The sequence below is a fragment of the Amycolatopsis sp. NPDC041971 genome (assembly GCF_055588925.1).
The window spans coordinates 1-21,652 of the sequence record NZ_JBVJCE010000010.1 but is presented as its reverse complement, the minus strand read 5'-3'; the positions used below and the strand labels follow the sequence as shown (position 1 = coordinate 21,652).

Genomic DNA, 21,652 nt, shown 5'->3' with positions numbered 1-21,652 from the left:
CCCGCTTGTCCCCCTCGCCCTCCCCCCCCCCCCCCCCCCCCCCCCCCCCCCCCCCCCCCCCCCCCCCCCCCCCCCCCCACCGCACCACCGAGGGCCTGTTGGCGGAGCTGAACACGTCCCCGGGAAGCGACCATAAGCGTGAACCCGCCTCGGCCGAAGGCCCCGCTATCGCGGTGGCAGGGCGCCCGGCACGCCCACCGTGACGTGGCAGACCAGCCGGCGCCCTGCCGACCTCGATCGCGGTCGCGGGTTCACCGCCCAGACTCCGAGGAGGAACCATGGCGCAGCGCGCCGCGGGTTCGGCCACCCTTGCCGACGTCGCCCGTGAGGCGGGGGTGTCGCTCGCGACGGCATCGAGGGCGCTCAACGGCGGCACCAGGCAGGTCAGCGGAACCCTGCGCGAATCGGTACTGCGGGCCGCGGAACGGTTGCGGTACACGGCGAACGTGCCCGCGCAGGCGATGGCCCGCGGCCGCGGCAACGTCGTCGGGCTGCTGGTGCACGACATCGTCGACCCGTACTTCTCCTCGATCGCGTCCGGCGTGATGCGGGTGGCCGCCCGGCATGGGCTGACCGTCACCATCGCGAGCACGGAAAACCATCCGGAGAAGGAACTCGAGTACGTCACCACGTTGCGCGGGCAGCGGGCGCGGGCGGTCATCCTGGCCGGGTCGCGCAACGAGGACAGTGCCCTGCAACGGAATCTGACCAAGGAACTCAAGGCGTTCGAGGCCGCCGACGGTCAGGTCGTGGTGATCGGGCAGCGAAAACTGCCGTTCGACACCGTCATGCTCGAAAACCGGGCCGGAGCGGCGGACCTCGCGGAAAGCCTCGCCGCGCTCGGGCATCGGGACTTCCTCGTGCTCGCCGGGCCACCCGGCCTGCTGACCTCCCGGGATCGAGTCCTCGGCTTCCGTGACGGTCTCGCCCGGCACGGTATCCCGCTGCCCGAGAACCACGTGCTGCGCGCGGAGTTCACCCGCGACGGCGGCTACGCGGCGATGGTGCGAGCGATCGAGAACGGCTTCCGCGGCTGCGTTTTCGCGGTCAACGACGTGATGGCCGTCGGTGCGATGGCCGCCTGCCGCGACCACGGGCTGCTGGTCCCCGCGCAGATCGCGATCGCCGGCTTCGACGACATTATCACCTTGCGCGACATAAGGCCCTCGCTGTCGACTGTGCGCGTGCCGATCGAGCGTATGGGTGAACAGGCACTCGACTTCATCCTCGACGACCGCGCGGCCGGTCCCCGGGTCAAGCCGATCACCGGTGAGGTCGTGCTGCGCGAAAGCACTCAACCGCTGGAGGGAAAATGATCCGCCCGGGACTGTGTTCGGTGACGCTGCGACGGCTGGACGCCGACGAGGTCGCCCGCCGTGCCGAGAAAGCGGGACTGCGGGTGATCGAGTGGGGCGCCGACGTCCACGTGCGCCCCGGCGACGACTGGGCGGCCGAGCGCGCCTTCGAAGCCATGACACGGCACGGGCTGACCTGCGATTCCTACGGCTCCTACTTCCGTGCCACGCCGATGGAGGCCGGGAAGTTCGGCGACATCGCCGCCACCGCGGTCCGGCTCGGTGCCTCGCGGATCCGCGTTTGGGCGGGCAAGGCGGGCTCCGAGGACGTCGATCCCGACGAACGCGCGCAGGTCGTCACCGGTCTCCGTGAAGCGGCCGACGTCGCAAACGAGCACGGTTTGGAAGTCGCGCTGGAATTCCACGGCGGCACACTGACCGACACCGCCGAGTCGACCGTCCGGCTGCTCGAAGAGGTCGGCCGCGACAACCTCGGCACCTACTGGCAACCGCCCCAGGACCTGCCGGACGACCAGGCGCTGGCCGGGCTGGAGCTGGTCCTCGACCGGGTTCGCGCGGTGCACGTGTTCTCGTGGTGGCCCAGCAACCAGCGGCATCCGCTGAACGCCAGGGCGGAGCTGTGGACGCGGGCCTTCAGCCTGCTCGCGAAGACCGGACGGCCGCTCGACGCACTGCTGGAATTCGTCCCGGACAACGATCCCGACCTGATCCCCGGCGAGGCCGACTCCCTGCGGAAGCTGATCGAGGCGGGCGCGTGAGGTTCACCGAAGCCGACAAGTTGCTCTTCGCCGGCGACTCCATCACCGACTCGAGCCGCGATCGCACCGATCCGGCGTCGCTGGGCAAGGGTTACGTCCGGCAGATCGCGGACCTCCTCGGCGATGGGCCGGAGGTGATCAACCGGGGCATCAACGGCAACCGGATCTACGATCTGGAGGCCCGTTGGACCACTGACGTCCTCGCGGCGCGCCCCACGGTCCTGACGGTGAAGATCGGCATCAACGACACCTGGCGGACCTTCGACCGCGGCCTGCCCAGCCCGATCGGGAAGTTCCGCGCCGCCTACACCCGGCTGCTGGCCGACGCGCGGCAGCGCCTCCCGGCCGAGTTGTACGTGATCACGCCGTTCCTGCTGCCGGTGAGGCCGGAACAGCGAGAATGGCTCGAAGATCTGGCGCCCCGCGTCGAAACCGCGATAGCAGTGGCGACCGAGTTCGGCGCACGGCTGGTCCGCGCGGATTTGTTCATGCCGTGCGCGGCGGACGAGCACGGGGCGGCGACGCTGGCTCCGGATGGCGTCCACCCCAGTCCGCTGGGACACCGGCTGCTCGCCGAAGCCTGGCTCGCGACGGCCGGTTCTCCGGTCGAGGAAAGCACGCTTTCCTAGCGGATACAGTCACCCCGTGAACCGGAACGCCATCATCGCCGGCCGTTACCGGCTGGAGCACGAGGTCGGCCGGGGTGCGATGGGCGTGGTGTGGCAGGCGCGGGACGAGCGGCTCGACCGCACGGTCGCGGTCAAGCAACTGCCGCCGGACAACTCGCCGGGCGACGCGCCGTTCCGGTCGATCGTGCGCGCGATGCGGGAGGCCCGGGTCGCCGCGCGGCTCGAACATCCGCACGCCGTCACCGTCTATGACGTCGTCGAACAGGACGGAACCCCGTACCTCATCATGGAGTTCCTGTCGTCGCGGCCGCTGATGGAACTCCTCGCGGACGACGGCCCGCTCCCTGCGGGCCGGTCCGCGGAACTCGGCGCGCAGATCGCCTCGGCGCTGGCCGCCGCGCACGAGGACGGCATCCTGCACCGGGACGTCACGCCCAACAACATCCTGATCACCGAGGACGGGCAAGCGAAGATCGCCGACTTCGGCCTGTCCCACGCCACGGGCGAAGGGACGATGACCGGCGACGGTCTCGTCGTCGGCACTCTTAGCGAACGGTGGATTCCCGCGCGTTCAGGCGCACGGGTACTTCGATCCGGCGCGGCTCGACGTCGGACGCCTTCCCCTCGACGAGGTCCATCAACGCCGTGGCCGCACGGCCGCCCACCTCACGGGGATGCACGAACATCCCGGTCACCTGCGGCGAAACGAGCCGGAGCGAACCGCTGTCCACCGCGCTGCAGATCCCGAGCACGCCGGGTACTTCAAGCCGTCGGTGCCGGGCCTCGTGGAGCACACCGAGGGCGAGGTTCTCCGACGTCGTGAAGACGGCGTCCGGGCACGCCCGCCGATCGAGCAGCCTGCCCAGCGCCTCCGCCGTGCCTTCGGTGGTCGGCGGTTCGTCGATCTCGGCCACCACCGGCTCCAGCCCCCGGACTTCCATCCAGCCCCGGTATCCCGCGACCAGGTCCGCCGCGTAGGAGCGGCGAGTGTCTGTGGTGATCATCGCCGGACGCTCGTAACCGTTGTCCGCCAAGTGATCCAGCATCAGCCGGGCGGCCGCGACCAGGTCGTTGTCGACGACGACCGGCACCGGGCACGGCGCCGCCATCGGGCGTCCGACGGTCACCAGCGGCCGGTCACGGCACCAACCGGTCGCGAAGAACGGCTCGTCCCCACGGGGATCCACCAGGATCGCGCCGTCCACAGCGAAGGCGTTCAGCCGGTCGAGGCCGGCCTCCATCGGTGTCAGGAGCAAGGCGTACGACCGGTTCGACGCCGCCTCGGCCGCCCCGTTGAGGACTTCGAGGAAATAGTCCGAATTGGGCACGAGCGCACACGCGCTGCTCGCGTCGACCGAGTTCGCGAGCTGGATCGCCAAGGTGCGGCTGCGCCGCGTGACCAGCTGTTGTGCGTGCACACTTGCCTGGTAGCCGAGTTCGGCCGCCGCCCGCGCGACGCGCCGCCGGGTTTCTTCGGAGATCCGGCCCTGCCCGCTCAGCACATGGGAGACGGTGGTGATCGAGACCCCCGCGGCCGCGGCGACGTCACGGATGGTCGGCGACACTCAGGCCTCCACGGGCGGTCCCCAAACGCGGTTCGGCCGGTCGGTGTCCAGCCGATAGTCGGTGACGTGGACGTCACCCAGCCTACGTCCGAGGTCCGCCGCGGCCTCCAGCGGCCGGGCGGGATCGCGTTCCACCTCGCCACGGCTGTTGCCGACCCCGACCACGATCCCGGTGAGGTCCTGTCGCAGGTACCGGGTGAGTTCCTGAAACTGGGCCTCGAGTCCGAGTGTCGCGCCGCGGTAGCTCTCCTCGCAGGAGATCAGCACACCGGCGCGTTTGTTCACCAGCCCGGGCACGACTTCGGCGGTGTGCGGCGAACTTCCTGAGGTGTAACAGAAAAGCCGGTCGAAGAAGGACTTGAGCCGTCCGGTCATGCCATACCAGTGCAGCGGTGTCGCGTAGACGATCGCGTCCGCCGGGAGCACGTGGTCGAACAGCAGTCGCTCGTAGCCGTCCGCGATGCCGCAGGACCGATCGCCGAGCCGGCAAGCGCGACAGTCCCCCAATGGCGACTCCACGAAATCGGAAAGGCGGGCGAAGCCGACCGTGTGTCCCGCTTCTTCCGCCCCCTCGGCCAGCGCCTGGGCGAGTGCCCAGGAATTGCCCTCCCGACGTGGGCTCGAATCGAGCACCAAGACCTTCACGTGTGTTTCTCCCCGGAGAGACTGCAAAAACGCTTTTTCAGTCTCTCCGGCGAAGGTTTCCCTGTCAAGCGACCGAGGTCAGGCGACCTTGGCGACCGCCGCGAGGATGACCTCCGCGACGACGTCCGGCCGCGAGACCGAGACGGCGTGCGAGGCGTCGGCCCTGGTGACCTCCGAACCGGCGCGTTCGGCCATGAACGCCTGCGCGGCGGCGGGGATCGCTTGGTCCTTCTCGGCGATCAGCGCCCACGACGGCAGGTTCTTCCAGGCCGGCTCGCCGTCGAACGGCGTGGCGAGCGCGCGCTCGGTGACCGGCCGCTGGGTGACCGCCATGACGTCGGCGGTCTCCGCGGGGACGTCGGCCGCGAACACGTCCGAGAAGGTCTCGGGCTTGATCGACAGCTCACTCTGGGCGGCGAGGACGTTCGTGGTGTCCGGGCCGAGCTTGCCGCCGTCGAACCGGCCGGACAGCTCGAACACGCTCTCCCCCGCCTCCGGCTGGAAGGCGGCGATGTAGACGAGCGCCTTGACGTTCGGCGCGGCGGTGGCCGCCCGGCTGATCACTACGCCGCCGTAGGAATGTCCGGCCAGCACCACGGGGCCGTCCACGCCGTTGACGACGTCGGCGACGTAGTCCGCGTCGGACTCGATGCCGCGCAACGGATTCGACGCCGCCAGCACCCGGTAGCCCTGCTCACGCAGCCTCGGGACGACGCCGTTCCAGCTCGACGAGTCGGCGAAAGCGCCGTGGACCAGGACGATGGTGGGCTTCTGGTTGCTCATGGGTAACTCCTTCAGGTTGGGAAGAACGATCGGTCTTTCTCTCTGAACAATGCTCGATTCGGTGGCCTTCCACAACGTGACGAAGGCGATCTAGTGGAATGACCGTTCTTTCTCTAGGATGGCGGAATGCCGACTGTCGACCGGGACGTACATCCGAAGGTCCGGCTGCTCGAGACAGCGTCACGGCTGTTCTACGCCGAAGGCATCCATGCCGTCGGAGTGGAGCGCCTGGTCTCCGAGGCGGCCGTGACCAGGGCGACGTTCTACCGCCACTACCCGACCAAGGACGACCTCGTCGCCGCCTACCTGAGCACCACGAGCGAGCGGATCCGCGCGGGCGTCGACGCGACGACCCACGGGAAGCCCGCCCGCGAAGCGCTGCTCGCCGCATTGGGCATCATCGGCGACCGGACGCTCGACGACGACTTCCGCGGCTGCCCGTTCCTCAACGCCGCGGCCGAATACCCCGACCCCGAACATCAGGTCCGCCAGGTCATCGACGACCACCGGGACTGGTTCTTCGGCGTCCTTCGCGATCTGACTCGCGATGCGGGCCACGCCGATCCCGACCACGTCGCCCGCACTCTCGTCCTTCTCCGCGACGGCGCGCTTCACGGCGGCAACCTCGACGACGCCGACACCGTTCGCACCACCTTGCGGCGAGCCGTGGCCGACCTCGTCGCTTGAGCTTCATCGCGTCTTCTCGACGGTCGTAACAAGTGCTACCTTCGCGGGAGGGCCGGCCGGACCGAGGAGCGGCGACGATGAGGCTTTCTCCCAGCGCGCACGTCGACCCGTTCTGCCGTGACCGGCTGCCGCCCGCCGATCAGTGGCCGGACTTCGTGTTCGACCTGCCGGAACTGCGGTATCCCGACAGGCTGAACGCCGCGACCGCACTGCTCGACGACACCGTGGCGCGCTTCGGACCGGACAGGCCCTGCCTGCTCTCCCCCGCCGAAACGTGGACATACGGCGAAGTCCTGGCACGCGCCAACCGCGTCGCCCACGTCCTGGTCACCGATTTCGGGGTGGTCCCCGGAGATCGGGTGCTGTTGCGGGGCACCAACACCTCGTGGCTCGCGGCGGTGTGGCTGGCCGTGCTCAAAGCGGGCGCGGTGGCCGTCACGACCATGCCGATGCTGCGGCGTGCCGAACTCGACAAGATCGTCAGCCGCGCGAAGCCCGCGATCGCCGTCTGCGACGAACGCCTGCTGGACGAACTCCCGCCCGATCTGCCCGTCGTGTCCTACGGAACGGATCTGGCCGCCCGCGCGGAGCGGCATCCGCCGACGTTCGCCGACGTCCCCACTGCGGCCGACGACGTCGCCCTGCTGGCCTTCACCTCCGGCACGACGGGATTTCCGAAGGCGACGATGCACTTCCATCGCGACCTGCTCGCGATCGCCGACACGTTCTCCCGGCACATCGTGCGCCCGACGGCCGACGATCTCTTCTGCGGCACACCACCGCTGGCCTTCACCTTCGGGCTCGGGGGCCTGCTGGTCTTTCCCTTGCGCGCGGGGGCGGCCACACTGCTCGTCGAACGCGCCACCCCGGCGGAACTCGCCGCCACCGTCGCCGATAAAGGCGTCACGGTCCTCTTCACCGCTCCCACCGCGTATCGGGCGATCCTGAACGCCGGCGACGGACGACTTCTGGCTGGAGTGCGCCGGGCCGTCTCCGCCGGCGAGTCGCTCCCCGCTCCCGTGGCCGAGCAGTATCGGGAGATCGTCGGACGGCCGCTCATCGACGGTCTCGGCAGCACCGAAATGCTGCACGTGTTCATCTCCGCCGCCGACGACGCCGCACGTCCCGGCGCGACCGGGAAGGCCGTACCCGGCTTCGAAGCGGCCGTTCTCGACATCGACGGCTCGCCCGTTCCCGACGGCACTCCCGGATTCCTCGCGGTGCGCGGCCCCACCGGCTGCCGCTATCTCGAGGACCCGCGCCAGCGGGACTACGTGCGCGGCGGCTGGAACATCACCGGCGACACCTACGTCCGCGACGCCGACGGCTACTTCCGGTTCGTGGCACGCAGCGACGACATGATCATCTCGTCGGGTTACAACATCGCCGCGCCCGAGGTCGAGGAGGTTCTGCTGACGCATCCCGACGTGGACGAATGCGCCGTGATCGGCACACCGGACCCCGACCGCGGTTCGATCGTGACGGCCTTCGTCGTACCGCGCCCCGGCGCCGACCCGGGCACGGACCTGGCGCGGGCACTGCAAAACCACGCGAAAGCGACCGCCGCGCCGTACAAGTACCCACGGCGCGTGCGGTTCATCGAGGCTTTGCCGCGCAACGCGAGCGGAAAACTCCAGCGATACCTGCTACGAGACCTGTGAAATCACGCGAGTTCGCCTCCCAATCACGTGTGATCGCCTTCCAATCACGCGAGTTCGCCGTCCAGTCACGCGAGTTCGCCGCGCCGCCCGAGCGCGTGGAACAGCGCCGTGGCGAGCACGAGCCCTTCGCGGGCGATCGACGCGAGCAGGTGTTCGTCGGGCGCGTGCTGCAGGCATCCGGGATACGAGTGCGGCAGCCACAACGTCGGAAGGCCGAGAAGGTCGGTGAAAACGTGGTTCGGCAGTCCCCCGCCGAAGCTCGGCAGGATCGCCACCTGAAGATCGGAAACCTCGTCTAAGACGCCCTTCGCCCAACCGACCCACGGATCATCGACAGGGGTTCGGCTGGCGCGAAAGCTGCCTTCGGCAGTGACGTCGACCATCGAGAACCCTTGCGCGGCAAGGTGATTCGTGATGGCTTCGCCCACTCGGTCGACGTCGGTGCCCGCGACGTAGCGCAGTTGCAGCAACGCGCGTGCGCGACCGGGGATGGCGTTGACCGGCCGCTCGATGTCGGCCGAGCCCAGCGAGAGGACTTCGAGGGTGTTCCAGCCGTACAGCCGCTCGGCCGCGGTCAGCCCGGTGTCGCCCCAGTGCTCGTCCAGCGCGGGATCCCCGGGCTTGTTCCCGATCTGGAGCTCGGCGAGCGCCACGCGGACACTGTCCGGCAGTTCGGGCGGCAGGAGTTCCGGCACCTGGACGCGGCCGTGCCCGTCGACGAGGCGGGCGATCGCCCCGGCGAGAGTGGTGGCGGGATTGCGCAGAACCCCGCCCCAGTTCCCCGAGTGGTAGGCGTCGGGACGGAGGTCCACGTCGAGGGCGATCCGGACACTGCCGCGCGCGCCGAGGAACAACGTCGGTGTCGCCGCGTCCAGGCGCGGACCGTCGGAGGCGATGAGGACGTCGGCGCTCAGCGCCTCCCGGTTCGCCGCCACGAACTCGTCGAGACCGGGCGAACCGATCTCCTCCCCGGTCTCGAACAGGAACTTGAGGTTGAACCCGAGCGAGCCCGTCTCGGCGAGGAGCAGCCTGAGCGCGGTCAGGTTGATCAAATGCTGTCCCTTGTTGTCCGCCGAGCCGCGGCCGTACCAGCGCTCGCCGTCGGCGGTCAGCGTCCACGGATCCCGGCCTTCACTCCACCGGCCCTCGTGCCCGTCGACGACGTCGGCGTGGCCGTAGCACAGGAGGGTCGGCAGCTCGGGCGACTCGACGCGGGTACCGATCAGGAACGGGCCGCCGCCCGGGTCCGGATTGGGCTGGATCGCCACGGAACAGCCGAGCGCGGTCAAGGCCGGCGTCAGCACCTCGTCCAGGTATGCCTCGATGGCGACACGGCCACTCGGATGATCGCTCACGGTCGGATACCGGACGAGGTCCGCGAGCTCGGCGAAGAACGCACCCGAATCGACGTGCTCCCGCGCTTTCGAGACCAGTTCTGCAGGGATCGCCACGGTGTCTCCCGGTTCGCTCGTCGTGTGTCGCCGAGGAGCCTAAATCGGTTTTGTCCACCGGTCAGCGGATCAGCACTCCGGGATTGAGGATTCCGGCCGGGTCGAGAGCCGACTTGGCTGCGTCGAGCGCGGCGGCGAACGGATCGGGACGCTGCCGGTCGTGCCAGGGCCGGTGGTCGCGGCCGACGGCGTGGTGGTGGGTGATCGTGCCGCCATGGACCGCGATCGCCTCGGAGACGGCGGCCTTGATCTCGTCCCACTGCTCGACCGTGCTCCCCCAGCGTCCGGCGGCGTAGATCCCGTAGTAGGGCGCGGGACCGTCGGGGTAAACGTGGGTGAAGCGACAGGTGACGACACCGGCACCGCCGCACACCTCGTCGATCGCGGCGCGCGCCGCCGAGGTGATCGCGTCGTGCAACTCCTCGAACCTGTCCCAGGTGCACGCGGTCTCGAAGGTCTCCACGATGAGCGACCGGCGGGCCAGCGCGTCGCGTTGATAGGGCATGCGCAGGAAGGACGATCGCCATGTCGAGGCACTGTCCTGGCCGGAGGAACCCTTGCCGCGCCTGGTTTTCACGATTCCACCGTGGCCGGCGGTCACGTCGAGCGCGCGGTCGAGCCAGGTGTCGACCGGATGATCCGCGGATTCGAACCCGATCAACAGGAGGCCACCGCCCACACTCGCGCCCGCGTTGATGAAGGCCTCGGCCGGATCGAGGAGGCGGCAGTTCGACGGGTAAAGCCCGGACTGCGCGATCGCGCGGGTGGCGGCGACCGCGTCCTCCTGCCGCTCGAAGGCGACCGACGCGGTCACCTGCCAGACCGGCCGGTCCTGCAGGCGCATCCACGCTTCGGTGATCACGCCGAGTGTGCCCTCGGAGCCGAGGAACATCCGATCCGGCGACGGACCCGCGCCCGAGCTTGGCAGGCGCCGCGATTCGCTGATCCCGACCGGGGTGACGACACGCAGCGACTCGGTGAGGTCGTCGATATGGGTGGCGAGAGTGGCGAAATGCCCGCCCGCGCGGGTGGCGAGCCAGCCGCCGAGCGTCGAATGGGCGAACGACTGCGGGAAATGCCGCAGGGTCAGCCCCAGGGGGCGAAGGCGGTCTTCCAGCGCAGGCCCGAAAATCCCGGCCTGGATCCGGGCCGCCCGGCTGACCGTGTCCACTTCGAGCACCTCACCGAGGCCGGCCAGGTCCATCGAGATCGCCGGTCCGTCGAACCTCGGTTCGACCCCGCCGACCACGGAACTGCCGCCACCGTAGGGAATCAGCGGCGTGCCGGAAGTCGTGCACCAGTCGAGGAGGTCGACGACGTCCTGTTCCGTGCGCGGACGGGCGACCAGGTCCGGCACATGGTCGAGCCGTCCGAGCAGGTTGCGGACGACGTCGCGGAATGCCTTGCCCCTGGCGTGGGACAACCGGTCGACGGGGAGGTCGCTGCACAACGCGGCGAGCGCCGCGGGCGGACGGATCCGTGATGCCGGGACGTCGAGCTCCGCGGGGTCGGGCGGGGCGTGGTCGGTGAAGTCGTGCGCGGGCAACACCCCCGAGGTGCGGGCGACCAGCGCGTCGGACTCTTCCTCGGACAGTGCGCCGTCGGTGGTGCCCCAGCCCCACCAGGAACGCTCCTCGGTCGGCATCGTTGCCTCCGTTCGATATGACTCGCCAGTAAGTTACCCATCGGTCAATTATTGTGTCAACGCCCCGCGTCAACGAACACCGATAGCGTGTGCCGTCGTGGCTCCAGGTCCCCTGACCTACCTCGACGTCGATGGCCCGCTCATCCCGTTCGGGCTGGAGCCTTCGCGCTACCCCTCGTTCGGACCGTCGCCGCGGGATGGCGAGAACCCGCTTCTCGACAGACTCGACCCCTCGCATGGCTCGCACCTGAAAGCCGCTCTCCGACACCGATCGCGACTGGGTGTCCGGTCACCACCCCGAACCAGCCCTGTTGTGCCGGGTCGATCCCCGGTGCGGCCTGAGCGGCGCCGACTACCGGAAGCTCGGCGAGTGGCTGCGGGGATTCCGCCGTCCCTGACGCACAGGACAGCCACGCCGCCCAGAACCGGTTCAAGTCCTTCGGCGCTTTACAACGTTGTATCAACGATGTAAAAACATCCTCACGACCAGCCGTGGCTCGGCTCACGCCCGTTCCCCCTGCCACGAGGTCGTGGTTTCACGCCTGCACAAGTCCAGCGGGAGGCACACCTCCGCCGAGGCGGCCACCCCCGGAGAAGGGTGTCGAGCAGATGTTGTCAACGTTGTCACCGCACCGCTCCCGGAAGCCGGGACGCTTCCGGAAATCACTGGTCACCGCGGTCGCGGTGGTCTCCGCCCTGGCGATGACGCCGGGAGCCGCGACGGCCGCGGAGAGCGGCTGGAAGATGGGCAAGCCGCGCCTGACCACGCCGTGGACGAACCAGGTGTCGCCCTCGAACGCGCTGCCCGAGTACCCGCGGCCGCAACTGGTGCGCGAAAACTGGCAGAACCTCAACGGGGTCTGGGAGTTCGCAGGCGCCGCCCCCGGCGAGGTCCCACCCTTCGGCGAAAAGCTCGCCGAGAAGATCCTCGTCCCCTACCCCACCGAATCGGCGCTTTCCGGGATCCAGCGGCACGAAGACTTCATGTGGTACCGGCGCACGTTCACCGTGCCCAGGAGCTGGAACGTCGGCAGGGACAACAGTCTCCGGATCAACTTCGGCGCCGTCGACTACAAGGCGAAGGTCTACGTCAACGGCAAGGAGGTGGCCGCGCACCAGGGCGGCTACGGCGCGTTCTCCGCGGACGTGACCTCGGCGCTGAAACCCAAGGGAGAGCAGGAGATCATCGTCGGCGTCGAGGATCGCGCCGACGCGACCTGGCAGCCCGTCGGCAAGCAGCGGCTGGTCCCCGACCGCGGGATCTTCTACGAAGGCGCCTCCGGCATCTGGCAGACCGTGTGGATGGAACCGGTCGCGGCGAAGCACATCGGCACACTCGGCATGGTCCCCGATCTCAAGTCCTCCACGCTGAAGCTCACCGTCGACACCGGCGGGAACTCCGGACTGACCGTCGAGGCCGTGGTCCGCGACGGCAGGAAGGTGGTCAGCCGCAGCAAGGCGTCCGTCGCCGGGACGATCTCCCTGCCGGTGCCCAAGGCGAAACTCTGGTCCCCGGACTCGCCGTTCCTCTACGACCTGGACGTCGAACTGAAGGACGGCCGCCGCACCGTGGACAGGGTTTCGTCCTACTTCGGCATGCGTGAGTTCGGCACCGCGAAGGGCGCCGACGGCAAGCTCCGCTTCACCCTCAACGGCGAGATCCTCTTCCTGCAGTCCACTTTGGACCAGGGTTACTGGCCGGACGGCATCTACACCGCGCCGACCGACCAGGCGCTGCGCTTCGACCTCGAGCAGCACAAGGTCCTCGGCTTCAACACCGTCCGCAAGCACATCAAGACCGAACCCGACCGCTGGTACCACCACGCCGACAAGCTCGGCCTGCTGGTGTGGCAGGACATGCCGTCGATGCGCACCGGCGGACGTCCACCGGCCGACGCCCAGTGGCAGTTCCAGATCGAGCTGAAGGAATTGGTGGAGCAGAAGAAGAACTGGACCTCGATCGTCGGTTACGTGCCGTTCAACGAGGGCTGGGGCGAGTGGTCGAGCGAAACCACCGGCAAAATCGCCGACGACGTCAAGGCCCAGGATCCGACCCGGCTGGTCAACGCGCACAGCGGCGTCAACTGCTGTGATTCCCTCGGTGACTCCGGCAAGGGCGACGTCATCGACTGGCACGCCTACCCTGGCCCCGCGAAGCCGGTGCCCGACGCCAAGCGGATCTCGATCGACGGCGAGCACGGCGGCTACGGCCTCGAGGTCGAGAACCACATGTGGTTCGGCGAAGGCCACGCCTACGAGATGGTGAAGGACCAGGCGACCCTGAACAGCCGCTACGTCCAGAACCAGCGCGACGTGCTCGCGTCGGCGCAGAGCTGCGGCATCAGCGGCTCGATCTACACGCAGATCACCGATGTCGAGCACGAGGTCAACGGTTTCTTCACCTACGACAGGCAGGTGAAGAAGATGGACTTCGCGCAGGTGCGCGCGGTCAACCAGGCGATCATCCGCAACTCCGACGGCAGCGGCTCGGGCGCTCCCGACCCGGGCCCCGGCACTCCGGGACTCGCCGGCGTGCACGCCTACAAGTTCGACGAGGGCACCGGTTCCAGCGCCAAGGACTCGGTCGGTACCGCGCACGCCACGCTGACCGACACGCGGTGGGCAGGCGGTGTCGAGGGCGGTTCGCTGGCCTTCGCCGGCAACGGTCAGGCCGACACCGGGGCGAACCTCGTCAACACGGCGGGCAGCTACTCGGTCTCGGCGTGGGCGAAGCTGGATGAGGCGAGCGGCGCCTTCCAGACCGTGGTCAGCCAGGACACCGGCCGCGACAGCGCGTTCTTCCTGCAGTACTCCGGGCAGGATCAGCGGTGGGCGATGAGCTTCGTCGGCCTTCGCGCCCTGTCGCCGGAGAAGCCGGAAGTCGGCCGCTGGTACCACCTGACCGGGGTCCGTGACGCCAAAGCGGGCACGTTGTCGCTGTACGTCGACGGCCGGAAGGTCGCCTCTCGGAACGCCTGTTCCGCCGCACCGAGCACCGGGCACACGGTGCTCGGCCGCGGCCAGTACGGCGGTCGGCAGGTCGACTTCCTGCGTGGCGCGGTGGACGACGTCCGGCTGTACGACCGGCCGCTGTCCGACGCCGAAGTCGCGACGCTCGCGAAGCGCGACTGAGCTCGCTCACGCGGCGCCGGGGTCACTCCCGGCGCCGCGTGCTCGTCACCCACTCCCGCACGATGTCGCCGAGCACGGGCAGCGGCACCTGCCCTTGCCTCAGCACGACGTCGTGGAAGTCGCGGATGTCGAAGGCCTCGCCCAGCCGCTCCTCGGCGAAGGCCCGCAGCCGCTGGAACTCCAGCCTGCCCGTCATGTACGACAGCGCCTGACCGGGCCTTTCGATGTACCGGTCGGTCTCGGACTGCACTTCGACGTCGCTCAGCACGCAGTGCTCGGCGAGGTAGTCCATGCAGTGCTGCCGGGACCAGCCCAACGCGTGCAGTCCGGTGTCGACGACCAGCCGTGCCGCGCGCAGGGAGTCTTCGGCGACCATGCCCAGGCGCATGACATCGTCGGAGTACAAGCCCATCTCATCGGCGAGCCGCTCGGTGTAGAGCGCCCAGCCTTCGTCGAACGCCGAGAGCGGGACGAGCTTGCGCAGCCGGGGCACTCCGTCGAGCTCGTAGGACACACAAGCCTGAAAATGGTGCCCTGGAACGGCTTCGTGAAAGGCGACCGACTCGGCGATGAACCGGAACCGCTCGGTCACCCGGTAGGCATTGGTGGAGTAGACGCCGGGACGGCTGCCGTCGGCCGACGGCGGCATGTAGTACGCCTGCGCGGCGGACGGCCCGTCCGCTTCCGGTACCGCGCGTACGACGCATTCGGCGGACGGGACCCGGCGGAACCAGCCGGGCGCGGCGGCCGTGGCCCGCGCCACCGCTTCCGTCGCGGTCGTGATCATCTCGTCCGCGTCCCGCCAGCACAGCGAGGGATCGGTGCGCAGCCGTCGCCGGACCGCGACGGGGTCGTCCTCACCGAACACCGCAGAACCGAGCCGCCGGTACTCCTCGTCCAGCGCCCGGCCGAGTTCGAGACCGGTCTCGTGCAGTTCCTCCGCTGAGATCCCGGTGGTGGTGTGTGTCTTGACCAGGCCCGCGTAGCTCTCCTTGCCGCCGTCCAGCCAGCAGAGGCCCGGCCGGTCGTCGGGACGGCCGCGGCCGGCGATCTCGCGGACGAGAGTCTCGCGATAGGCCGCGAGCGCCGGGCGCACCTTTTCAGTGAACAGCTGCTCCCGGCGCGCCACCCGGTCGCCGGTCAGCGGCGGGACGAGCAGCGGATTGGGTTCGGCGCCCAAGAACCGGTCGACGTGGTCCACGGCGCCGCGCACCGCGCGGTCCACCGGAGTCCGACCGGCCGCGACCCCGGCGCGATGACGGTCGGCCAACGCCGCGAAGAACTCCGGGAACGCGGCGAGCCTGGCCAGGTAGTCCTCCTCCGCCCGCTCCCCCGACGGCTCGAGTTGCGGGAGCCAGGACAGCACACCGGTCCCCTCGGCCGCCATCTGATCGGCGATGGTGAACTCGATCTGTCGTGAGTCCAGCCTGGTCACGAGCGATTCCGCGTGGTGGGCGACGACGCCGAGCGTGATCCGGTCCGGATCCGTGGACCGCGCGGCGTGTCCGGCGATCCGGACGGCCCGCTCCCTCAGCCGGGCGTCACCGGCCTCGGAGACGTCCCGCAACTCGTGATCGTGTCCGGGGATGCTGTCGAAGGTCGCCATCAACGGCATCTCGGTCGCGAGTACGTCGAGAAGTTCGTCGGCCAGCTCCGCCGCTGTCGGCTGATCGCTCATATCCGATGAGTACCAGACCGGACCCGGTCTCCGCTGGCGGTTTTTCGTTACTCCGGACCGGTGAGCGCCCGGTAGAGCGGTCGCAGCAGGGCGGTGACCGAGGTCCCGTCCACAGTGGCCTTGAGCGGCGGGACCTCGTCGAGCAGCCCCAGCGGTTCCCCGGCCGCCGATCGTCGCGTGTTCGTGACATCCCCGGCCGGGCCCCAGCCGAAGAAGTCGTCCATCACCTCGTCGAGGCCGGGCGTCTCGTCGTCCGCCGACGGAGCCGTCACGCGAGCGCCCGCCTGCCGTCCGATCTCTTCGAGCAGCGTCGTGCGGTCGCGGCCGCGGAGGGCGAAGATCGCGAACGGGTCCGCCTCTTCCTCCAGCGCGATCAGCCCCGCGACGAGGTGATCACACGGGACACGGGTGCCGGGGCAGGTGCAGTCGAGCGACAGTTCCCACGCCGCCTCGGGGAACAGCGGCACCTGCTCCGCGGCGAAGTAGCGATCGATGTCGTCCGGGATCCGGCCGTCGAGCATGGCCGTCGCCGTGGCCTCGTCCGCGACGACGGCCGCGATGACCGCCGTCCACACCTGTTTGCCGAAGGTCGGCAGGCCGATACGGACCTCGTAGAACCGCTGCCGTGTCACCCGGACCTGAGCGACCGCGGCACCGGGCCCGACCGTGAGGGTGTCGACCCGACAGGGCGGCACAAGTCCTTTGTGGACACCCAGTTCGTCCAGTGCCCGGCGGAACTTCTCAGTCATCGGCCGCCTCCCGCCCCAGCGCGAAGACCTCGCGCAGCGAATCGGCGGACAGTTCCGTGAGCCAGTCCTCCCCGTCGGTGACGACGAGATCGGCCAGCGCTTCCTTCTTGGTGATGACGGCGTCGATCCGTTCCTCGATGGTGCCGGGGCAGACGAATTTCCGTACCTGGACGCTGCGCCGCTGGCCGATGCGGAAGGCACGGTCGGTGGCCTGTTCCTCCACCGCCGGATTCCACCATCGGTCGAGATGCAGGACGTGGGTGGCGGCGGTGAGCGTCAGTCCCGCTCCCCCGGTCTTCAACGACGCGAGCAGGATCGGCGGGCCCTCGCCCGACTGGAAGTGCTCGACGATCGAGTCGCGGCGCCGCTGCGACAACCCGCCGTGCAGAAAGGCGATCTTCACGTTCAGCCTGCTCGAAAGATGCGGTACGAGCAGGTGACCGAACTCGGCGAACTGGGTGAAGCACAGTGCGCGATCGCCGGAGTCCAGGATCTCCGCCAGGAGTTCTTCGAGCCGGTTGACCTTTCCGGAGCGCTGCCCGATGGGCGAACCGTCGTGCAGCAGATGCGCGGGATGGTTGCAAATCTGCTTGAGCTTGGTGATCGCGGCGAGGATGTTGCCGCGTCGTTTGACCCCGGCGCTGTCGGCGATCCTGGTCATCATCTCGTCCACGGTCGCGCGGTACAGCGTCACCTGTTCGCGGGTGAGGCGGTATTCCTGGAGTATCTCGATCTTCTCGGGCAGGTCGGCGAGCACGGTGGGGTCGGTTTTGAGGCGCCGCAACAGGAACGGCCGGGTCAGCCGGCGTAGCTCGGTGGCCGCGGGAAGGTCGCCCCGGCGTTCGATGGGCACCTCGAACCGCTCGCGGAACTCCTGCCTGCCACCGAGGACGCCGGGGTTGAGCAGATCCGAAAGCGACCACAGGTCGGCGAGCCGGTTCTCCACCGGCGTCCCGGTCAGCGCGATCCGGTGCCCGGCGGGAATCCGGCGCAAGGCCTGCGCGGGTCCGGTGTTCTGGTTCTTGACCGCCTGCGCCTCGTCGAGCACGAGCCGGTGCCACCGGATACCCGCGAGTTCGTCGGCGTCGCGGCCGGCGGTCGAGTAGGTGGTGACGACGAGATCCGCCGCGCCGGCGCGCGCCGTCAACCGCGCGCCGTGCTCGCGGTCGGCACCGTGATGGAGGTGGACACGCAGGTCCGGAGCGAACTTGGCCGCTTCGCGCTGCCACGTCCCGAGCAGCGACATCGGACAGACGAGCAGCGTCGGTCCCCTGTCGTCCTGTGCCCGCTCGATCGCTTCGAGCGCGAGCAGCTGGACGGTCTTGCCGAGCCCCATGTCGTCGGCGAGACAGGCTCCGAGCCCGATCGACGCCATGAACGAAAGCCAGGCGACGCCGCGGCTCTGGTAAGGCCGCAAGGTCGCCAGGAACGTGGGTGGCGGCTCGACCGGTTCGATGGTCCGCTGGACACGGCCGGCGAGGAAGTCGTCGATCCAACCGTCGGTCGTGACCTCGGTGACCGGGAGCGGGGTGTCGTCGAAGCCGTGGAGCAGGGCCAGCAGTTCCGCCGGCGTGGGTAGCGGCGGTTTCTCGCGATCCGAGTCGCGACGGAGGTACTCGAGACCGGCGCGCAGCAGTTCGGGGTCCACGCTCACCCACCGGCCGCGCAGCCGCACCAGCGACGACTTCGCGGCGGCGAGCCCGGCGAGTTCCTCGTCGGTCAGCGCGTCCTCCCCGACGGCGAGCGCCCAGCGGTAGGAGGCGAGCTGGTGGCGGCCGAGCCGGTGCACGGCGGCCTGGTCGACCGGCGCGCCGCGGACGGACAGTTTGAGCGCGAGTTTCCGCTTGCCGCCCCAGCTCGCCGGGAGCTGGACGTCGAACCCGGCCGCGACCAGCTGTTCCGCGCCCCCGTCGAGGAATTCCACGGTTTCGGCGACAGTCAGGTCGTGGATGCCCGGCTTCGCGGCTTCGACCGCGGGGCGGAGCAGCGGCAGCACCCCGGCGGCCCGCTCCAACTCGGCGGCGAACAGGCCTTCGGGGTCGGTGAACTTCGCGCCCGCCTCGCCGGACCAGACGTCCTCGGACGGGAGCAGAAGACTGGGATCGGCCGTGGAACGGAGAAGGAAGCGCAGCTGCCACTTGGTCCCGTCGCCGGTCTGGTCGTCCGGATCGTCGGCCGGGCCGTGCAGCGTGGGAACCTCGTCGAGGCGGAAGCAGACGGTGCCCTCGGTGAGGTCGGTGTCGACGACGGCGTCCCAGGCGGCGATACCCTCGGCGACGATCCCCATCCGTCCCGGCGACTGGCCGATCCGGTCGTCGGCGCTCTTCAGCGCGTGGAGCCACGACCCGAACGGGCCTTCGCGCCCGTCGCTTTCCGTGGCATGTCCGGCGGCAGCCAGCCGGTCGCGAACCGCGGCGTCGACCAGGGTGTGGAGCGCGTCGGTGACGAGCGCCGCCGGATCCGGTCCGGGATGTTCGGCCCGGCCGACCGGCGGGGTGGCCGCGATCAGCGCCCGGACCGCGACCGCGTCGCCGCCGCGGGCCACCGGCCGCCAGCGCGCCCGCGCGACGATCTCGTTCCGCACGAGCGTGGGAAGCACCCGGCCGCGGCGCACCAGGTCGTCCGCCAGCCGCACGACGGCCCGGAGGTGGCGGACGGAGGTGCCGTAGCTGACCGTGCCGGCCAGGTCTCCCAGCTCGGACAGGTCGATCAGGAGCGCGGGCACCGACCAGGGTTCCAGCGTCAGTTCCTGCTGGGGACGGCCCCGCGCGCCCAGTTCGGGCGAAGCGACCGGGCCGCCGCGCCGCGACGGCAGCAGCAGGACGGCCGACGCCGGCTTGCCGGGATGCAGGGCGGTCAGATCCGCGACCGACGCGGCGAACGGATGCGGCCGGGCCGCACTGGACGGCCGCATCGACGTCGTCGCCGGGCGGTCGCCATGTTCGCCCCAAAGCAGGATCCCGCGGCCAGGGGACCACAGGCCGTGCACGACGAGTGGCGACATGTTCCCCCTTCCGCGGTCTGTTCCCTCCAGCATGCCCGGGACCGATCAGCGTCCGGTCAGCGCGTCGCGGATAGGATCCCTCCGATGGAGGCGGCCGACGTTCTCGACGCGATCGATCCGCGCGAGGCGCTGGCCGTTCTCGGCCCTTCCAAGTCGAAGAACCGCGGCGGGCACGCTGAGGAAACCGCGACGGCCTGGCCGGAGGCGATGCTTCGCGCGCGGGCCGATGTCCTGGCTGGATCCAAGGTCGACGACGGCGGCGGGCTGCGGCCCGCGTGGCTTCGCTACAACGGGAACTTCTACCGGAACGTCGGCGGCGCGCTGGGTGAGGCCGCTGCCTCCGGGCGGTTGCTGATCCTCAGCGGCGGCTACGGAATCTTGCGCGCCGACGAGCCGATCTCCTACTACGACCGGAAACTCAAGCTCGGCGACTGGCCGTCCGGCGTGCTCGAGAACGCCGTCCTCGGTGAAGCACGCCGGATCGGAGCGACGAAGATGGTCACATTCGTGTCCGCCAGCGCCGACTACGCGAAGTTGATCCGGCGAATCCCTTGGGGTTCCACGGAAATCGGCGGCGTACTGGTGACGATCGACTTCCACGGAGGCGGCGCGCAGGTGGAGGTGCCGCGGCGGCTGGCACGGGCTTTCGGCGCGTGGTGGCGCCGGACGCCGTCGGACTATCCGGCGGGCATGGTCGCCGAACTGCTCGGCTAACGACCGGTCACGGCCACCGCGTCTCGGACAGCACACGCGCGGCGCGAAGGAAGGCTTCGCGATCGGCGGCGGGAAGCTGTCCGAGTAGTCGCTCTTCCTGCTCCTGGATCTTCGACTGGGCCGACCTTCGCGCGGCGCGGCCGGCTTCGGTGATCCCCAACAGCCGGACCCGGCGGTCCTTCGGGTCCGGCTCGCGGGTGATCAGCCCGTCCTCCTGAAGTTTGTCAAGGGTGCCGATGATCCGGGTCTTGTCCGCGCCGATCGCCTTCGCGAGGGCGGCCTGCGTGCGGACGGGCCCGTCGTCGAGCGTGCTCAGCACCACGTAGCCCCACATGGTCAACCCGTGCTCGGCCAGTACCGGCGTCTCGGCGTTCATCAGCCGTCGCATCAGCCCACCGAGCATCGCCGCGAGATCCGGCCTCCCCTGCTCCGCCATGCGCAGACCATACCGACCTGGTTCGCGAAACCGGTTGACGAACTCGTATGCATATGTAGATGATATGCATATGCCTATCGACGAGCTCCGCATCCTCGACGCCATCGTGACCCGGGCCAGCCTGGATCTGGTCACCAAGATCACGCCCGCCGACCTGACCAAGCCGACGCCGTGCAGCGCCTGGACCCTGCACGGCCTCCTGTCGCATATGGCCACCCAGCACCACGGCTTCGCCGCCGCGGCCGAGGGCGAGAGCGACCTCGACCACTGGCGCCTGCTCCCGCTGGGTGACGACCCCGTGGAGACCTACCGTGCCTCGGTCAAGCGAGTGCTGAACGCCTTCGTTCCCCACGACCTCGCCGACCGGAAGTTCGCGCTTCCCGAGTTCTCCACCGAAATCACCTTCACCGCGGAGCAGGCTCTGGGCTTCCATTTCATCGACTACCTGGTGCACTCCTGGGATGTGGCCAAAACCCTCGACCTGCCGCTCAAGCTCCAGCGAGAGGTGCTCGAGGCCGGACTGCGGCTCGCCGAGTCGATCCCGGACGGAAAGAACCGAAAGGCTCCCGGTGCCGCCTTCGGCCCGGCCGTCGACGAGAAGGGAACGTCCGACCTGGACACGATCGTCGCCTTGCTCGGCCGTTCACCGTCGTGGCCGGACACGGCGGTCGCGGCCTGAGCGAACTGTGGGCGCGACGACCGGAGACCGGTCGTCGCGCCTCCTCCACAGCCCCCAACCAATGTCCCCCACCCCCGCCCGCATTCGTCGCCGGCCCCCGGAAACCAAAGGGGGTGGGCT

At 69.5% G+C, this 21,652-nt stretch carries 17 protein-coding genes and 1 pseudogene; 9 read left to right on the top strand and 9 right to left on the bottom strand.

The window, feature by feature from the left end; genetic code table 11:
* The first annotated feature begins 278 nt into the window (after window positions 1-278).
* From ACZ6DT_RS20330 to ACZ6DT_RS20315, 4 genes and pseudogenes are all read left to right on the top strand, one after another.
* Entirely contained in the window at window positions 279-1,316 is a 1,038-nt protein-coding gene (locus ACZ6DT_RS20330; protein ID WP_465597260.1) for a LacI family DNA-binding transcriptional regulator, read from the top strand.
* Entirely contained in the window at window positions 1,313-2,074 is a 762-nt protein-coding gene (locus ACZ6DT_RS20325) for a sugar phosphate isomerase/epimerase family protein (protein ID WP_465597257.1), read from the top strand. The genes ACZ6DT_RS20330 and ACZ6DT_RS20325 overlap by 4 nt, the downstream gene beginning before the upstream one ends.
* Window positions 2,071-2,703 carry an SGNH/GDSL hydrolase family protein gene (locus ACZ6DT_RS20320; RefSeq protein WP_465597254.1) on the top strand — a complete coding sequence of 211 codons (633 nt, stop codon included), beginning with the start codon at window positions 2,071-2,073 and terminating at the stop codon, window positions 2,701-2,703. Before ACZ6DT_RS20325 ends, ACZ6DT_RS20320 begins: the two co-directional genes overlap by 4 nt.
* Window positions 2,704-2,719: 16 nt before the next feature.
* Window positions 2,720-3,247, top strand: a pseudogene (locus tag ACZ6DT_RS20315) (serine/threonine-protein kinase); the annotation flags it as partial.
* A gap of 1 nt (window position 3,248) precedes the next feature.
* Here the strand turns inward: ACZ6DT_RS20315 and ACZ6DT_RS20310 are convergent.
* The 3 genes from ACZ6DT_RS20310 to ACZ6DT_RS20300 form a co-directional block, all read right to left on the bottom strand.
* Window positions 3,249-4,268: a LacI family DNA-binding transcriptional regulator gene (locus ACZ6DT_RS20310; protein WP_465597251.1), complete on the bottom strand. Its 1,020-nt coding sequence runs from the start codon at window positions 4,266-4,268 to the stop codon at window positions 3,249-3,251.
* A complete protein-coding gene (locus ACZ6DT_RS20305) occupies window positions 4,269-4,913 on the bottom strand; it encodes a flavodoxin family protein (RefSeq protein ID WP_465597248.1) in 645 nt (214 codons plus the stop codon).
* A gap of 78 nt (window positions 4,914-4,991) precedes the next feature.
* The gene (locus ACZ6DT_RS20300; RefSeq protein ID WP_465597245.1) at window positions 4,992-5,696 is read right to left on the bottom strand and encodes an alpha/beta fold hydrolase; all 705 of its coding nucleotides are present in this window, start codon (window positions 5,694-5,696) and stop codon (window positions 4,992-4,994) included.
* 126 nt (window positions 5,697-5,822) lie between these two features.
* On the opposite strand from ACZ6DT_RS20300, the gene ACZ6DT_RS20295 reads away from it, so the two are divergent.
* Window positions 5,823-6,383 (top strand): TetR/AcrR family transcriptional regulator, encoded by a 561-nt coding sequence (locus ACZ6DT_RS20295; protein ID WP_465597242.1) that lies wholly within the window; start codon window positions 5,823-5,825, stop codon window positions 6,381-6,383.
* A gap of 77 nt (window positions 6,384-6,460) precedes the next feature.
* Complete coding sequence (locus ACZ6DT_RS20290; protein WP_465597239.1) at window positions 6,461-8,044, top strand: AMP-binding protein; 1,584 nt, start codon at window positions 6,461-6,463, stop codon at window positions 8,042-8,044.
* Window positions 8,045-8,109: 65 nt separating this feature from the next.
* Here the strand turns inward: ACZ6DT_RS20290 and ACZ6DT_RS20285 are convergent, their stop codons facing one another.
* Entirely contained in the window at window positions 8,110-9,495 is a 1,386-nt protein-coding gene (locus tag ACZ6DT_RS20285) for a M20 family metallopeptidase (protein ID WP_465597236.1), read from the bottom strand.
* A gap of 61 nt (window positions 9,496-9,556) precedes the next feature.
* Window positions 9,557-11,140 (bottom strand): FAD-binding oxidoreductase, encoded by a 1,584-nt coding sequence (locus ACZ6DT_RS20280; protein WP_465597234.1) that lies wholly within the window; start codon window positions 11,138-11,140, stop codon window positions 9,557-9,559.
* 609 nt (window positions 11,141-11,749) lie between these two features.
* On the opposite strand from ACZ6DT_RS20280, the gene ACZ6DT_RS20275 reads away from it, so the two are divergent.
* Entirely contained in the window at window positions 11,750-14,272 is a 2,523-nt protein-coding gene (locus ACZ6DT_RS20275) for a LamG-like jellyroll fold domain-containing protein (RefSeq protein ID WP_465597231.1), read from the top strand.
* Window positions 14,273-14,294: 22 nt separating this feature from the next.
* On the opposite strand, the gene ACZ6DT_RS20270 is transcribed toward ACZ6DT_RS20275, so the two are convergent.
* The 3 genes from ACZ6DT_RS20270 to ACZ6DT_RS20260 are packed head-to-tail and all read right to left on the bottom strand — an operon-like array spanning window position 14,295 to window position 19,703.
* The gene (locus tag ACZ6DT_RS20270) at window positions 14,295-15,950 is read right to left on the bottom strand and encodes a DUF885 domain-containing protein (RefSeq protein ID WP_465597228.1); all 1,656 of its coding nucleotides are present in this window, start codon (window positions 15,948-15,950) and stop codon (window positions 14,295-14,297) included.
* Window positions 15,951-15,997: 47 nt separating this feature from the next.
* Window positions 15,998-16,699 carry an SWIM zinc finger family protein gene (locus ACZ6DT_RS20265; RefSeq protein ID WP_465597226.1) on the bottom strand — a complete coding sequence of 234 codons (702 nt, stop codon included), beginning with the start codon at window positions 16,697-16,699 and terminating at the stop codon, window positions 15,998-16,000.
* On the bottom strand, window positions 16,692-19,703 hold the full coding sequence (locus ACZ6DT_RS20260; protein WP_465597223.1) for a DEAD/DEAH box helicase: 3,012 nt from the start codon (window positions 19,701-19,703) through the stop codon (window positions 16,692-16,694). Before ACZ6DT_RS20260 ends, ACZ6DT_RS20265 begins: the two co-directional genes overlap by 8 nt.
* 84 nt (window positions 19,704-19,787) lie before the next feature.
* Between ACZ6DT_RS20260 and ACZ6DT_RS20255 the strand changes: the two genes are divergently transcribed.
* Complete coding sequence (locus ACZ6DT_RS20255) at window positions 19,788-20,417, top strand: YaaA family protein (RefSeq protein ID WP_465597220.1); 630 nt, start codon at window positions 19,788-19,790, stop codon at window positions 20,415-20,417.
* 7 nt (window positions 20,418-20,424) lie between these two features.
* Here ACZ6DT_RS20255 and ACZ6DT_RS20250 read toward each other — a convergent pair whose 3' ends face one another.
* The gene (locus ACZ6DT_RS20250; RefSeq protein ID WP_465597217.1) at window positions 20,425-20,853 is read right to left on the bottom strand and encodes a MarR family winged helix-turn-helix transcriptional regulator; all 429 of its coding nucleotides are present in this window, start codon (window positions 20,851-20,853) and stop codon (window positions 20,425-20,427) included.
* 70 nt (window positions 20,854-20,923) lie between these two features.
* On the opposite strand from ACZ6DT_RS20250, the gene ACZ6DT_RS20245 reads away from it, so the two are divergent.
* Window positions 20,924-21,532 (top strand): TIGR03086 family metal-binding protein, encoded by a 609-nt coding sequence (locus tag ACZ6DT_RS20245; protein ID WP_465597214.1) that lies wholly within the window; start codon window positions 20,924-20,926, stop codon window positions 21,530-21,532.
* The last annotated feature ends 120 nt before the right edge of the window (window positions 21,533-21,652 follow it).

What these genes read in the sequence shown, in the direction of transcription:
- ACZ6DT_RS20280 (WP_465597234.1), bottom strand. Translation starts at nt 11,140, where the DNA reads ATGCCGACCGAGGAGCGTTCCTGGTGGGGCTGGGGCACCACCGACGGC.
- ACZ6DT_RS20330 (WP_465597260.1), top strand. Translation starts at nt 279, where the DNA reads ATGGCGCAGCGCGCCGCGGGTTCGGCCACCCTTGCCGACGTCGCCCGT.
- ACZ6DT_RS20300 (WP_465597245.1), bottom strand. Translation starts at nt 5,696, where the DNA reads ATGAGCAACCAGAAGCCCACCATCGTCCTGGTCCACGGCGCTTTCGCC.
- ACZ6DT_RS20255 (WP_465597220.1), top strand. Translation starts at nt 19,788, where the DNA reads ATGGAGGCGGCCGACGTTCTCGACGCGATCGATCCGCGCGAGGCGCTG.
- ACZ6DT_RS20295 (WP_465597242.1), top strand. Translation starts at nt 5,823, where the DNA reads ATGCCGACTGTCGACCGGGACGTACATCCGAAGGTCCGGCTGCTCGAG.
- ACZ6DT_RS20265 (WP_465597226.1), bottom strand. Translation starts at nt 16,699, where the DNA reads ATGACTGAGAAGTTCCGCCGGGCACTGGACGAACTGGGTGTCCACAAA.
- ACZ6DT_RS20270 (WP_465597228.1), bottom strand. Translation starts at nt 15,950, where the DNA reads ATGAGCGATCAGCCGACAGCGGCGGAGCTGGCCGACGAACTTCTCGAC.
- ACZ6DT_RS20250 (WP_465597217.1), bottom strand. Translation starts at nt 20,853, where the DNA reads ATGGCGGAGCAGGGGAGGCCGGATCTCGCGGCGATGCTCGGTGGGCTG.
- ACZ6DT_RS20260 (WP_465597223.1), bottom strand. Translation starts at nt 19,703, where the DNA reads ATGTCGCCACTCGTCGTGCACGGCCTGTGGTCCCCTGGCCGCGGGATC.
- ACZ6DT_RS20325 (WP_465597257.1), top strand. Translation starts at nt 1,313, where the DNA reads ATGATCCGCCCGGGACTGTGTTCGGTGACGCTGCGACGGCTGGACGCC.
- ACZ6DT_RS20290 (WP_465597239.1), top strand. Translation starts at nt 6,461, where the DNA reads ATGAGGCTTTCTCCCAGCGCGCACGTCGACCCGTTCTGCCGTGACCGG.
- ACZ6DT_RS20245 (WP_465597214.1), top strand. Translation starts at nt 20,924, where the DNA reads ATGCCTATCGACGAGCTCCGCATCCTCGACGCCATCGTGACCCGGGCC.
- ACZ6DT_RS20275 (WP_465597231.1), top strand. Translation starts at nt 11,750, where the DNA reads ATGTTGTCAACGTTGTCACCGCACCGCTCCCGGAAGCCGGGACGCTTC.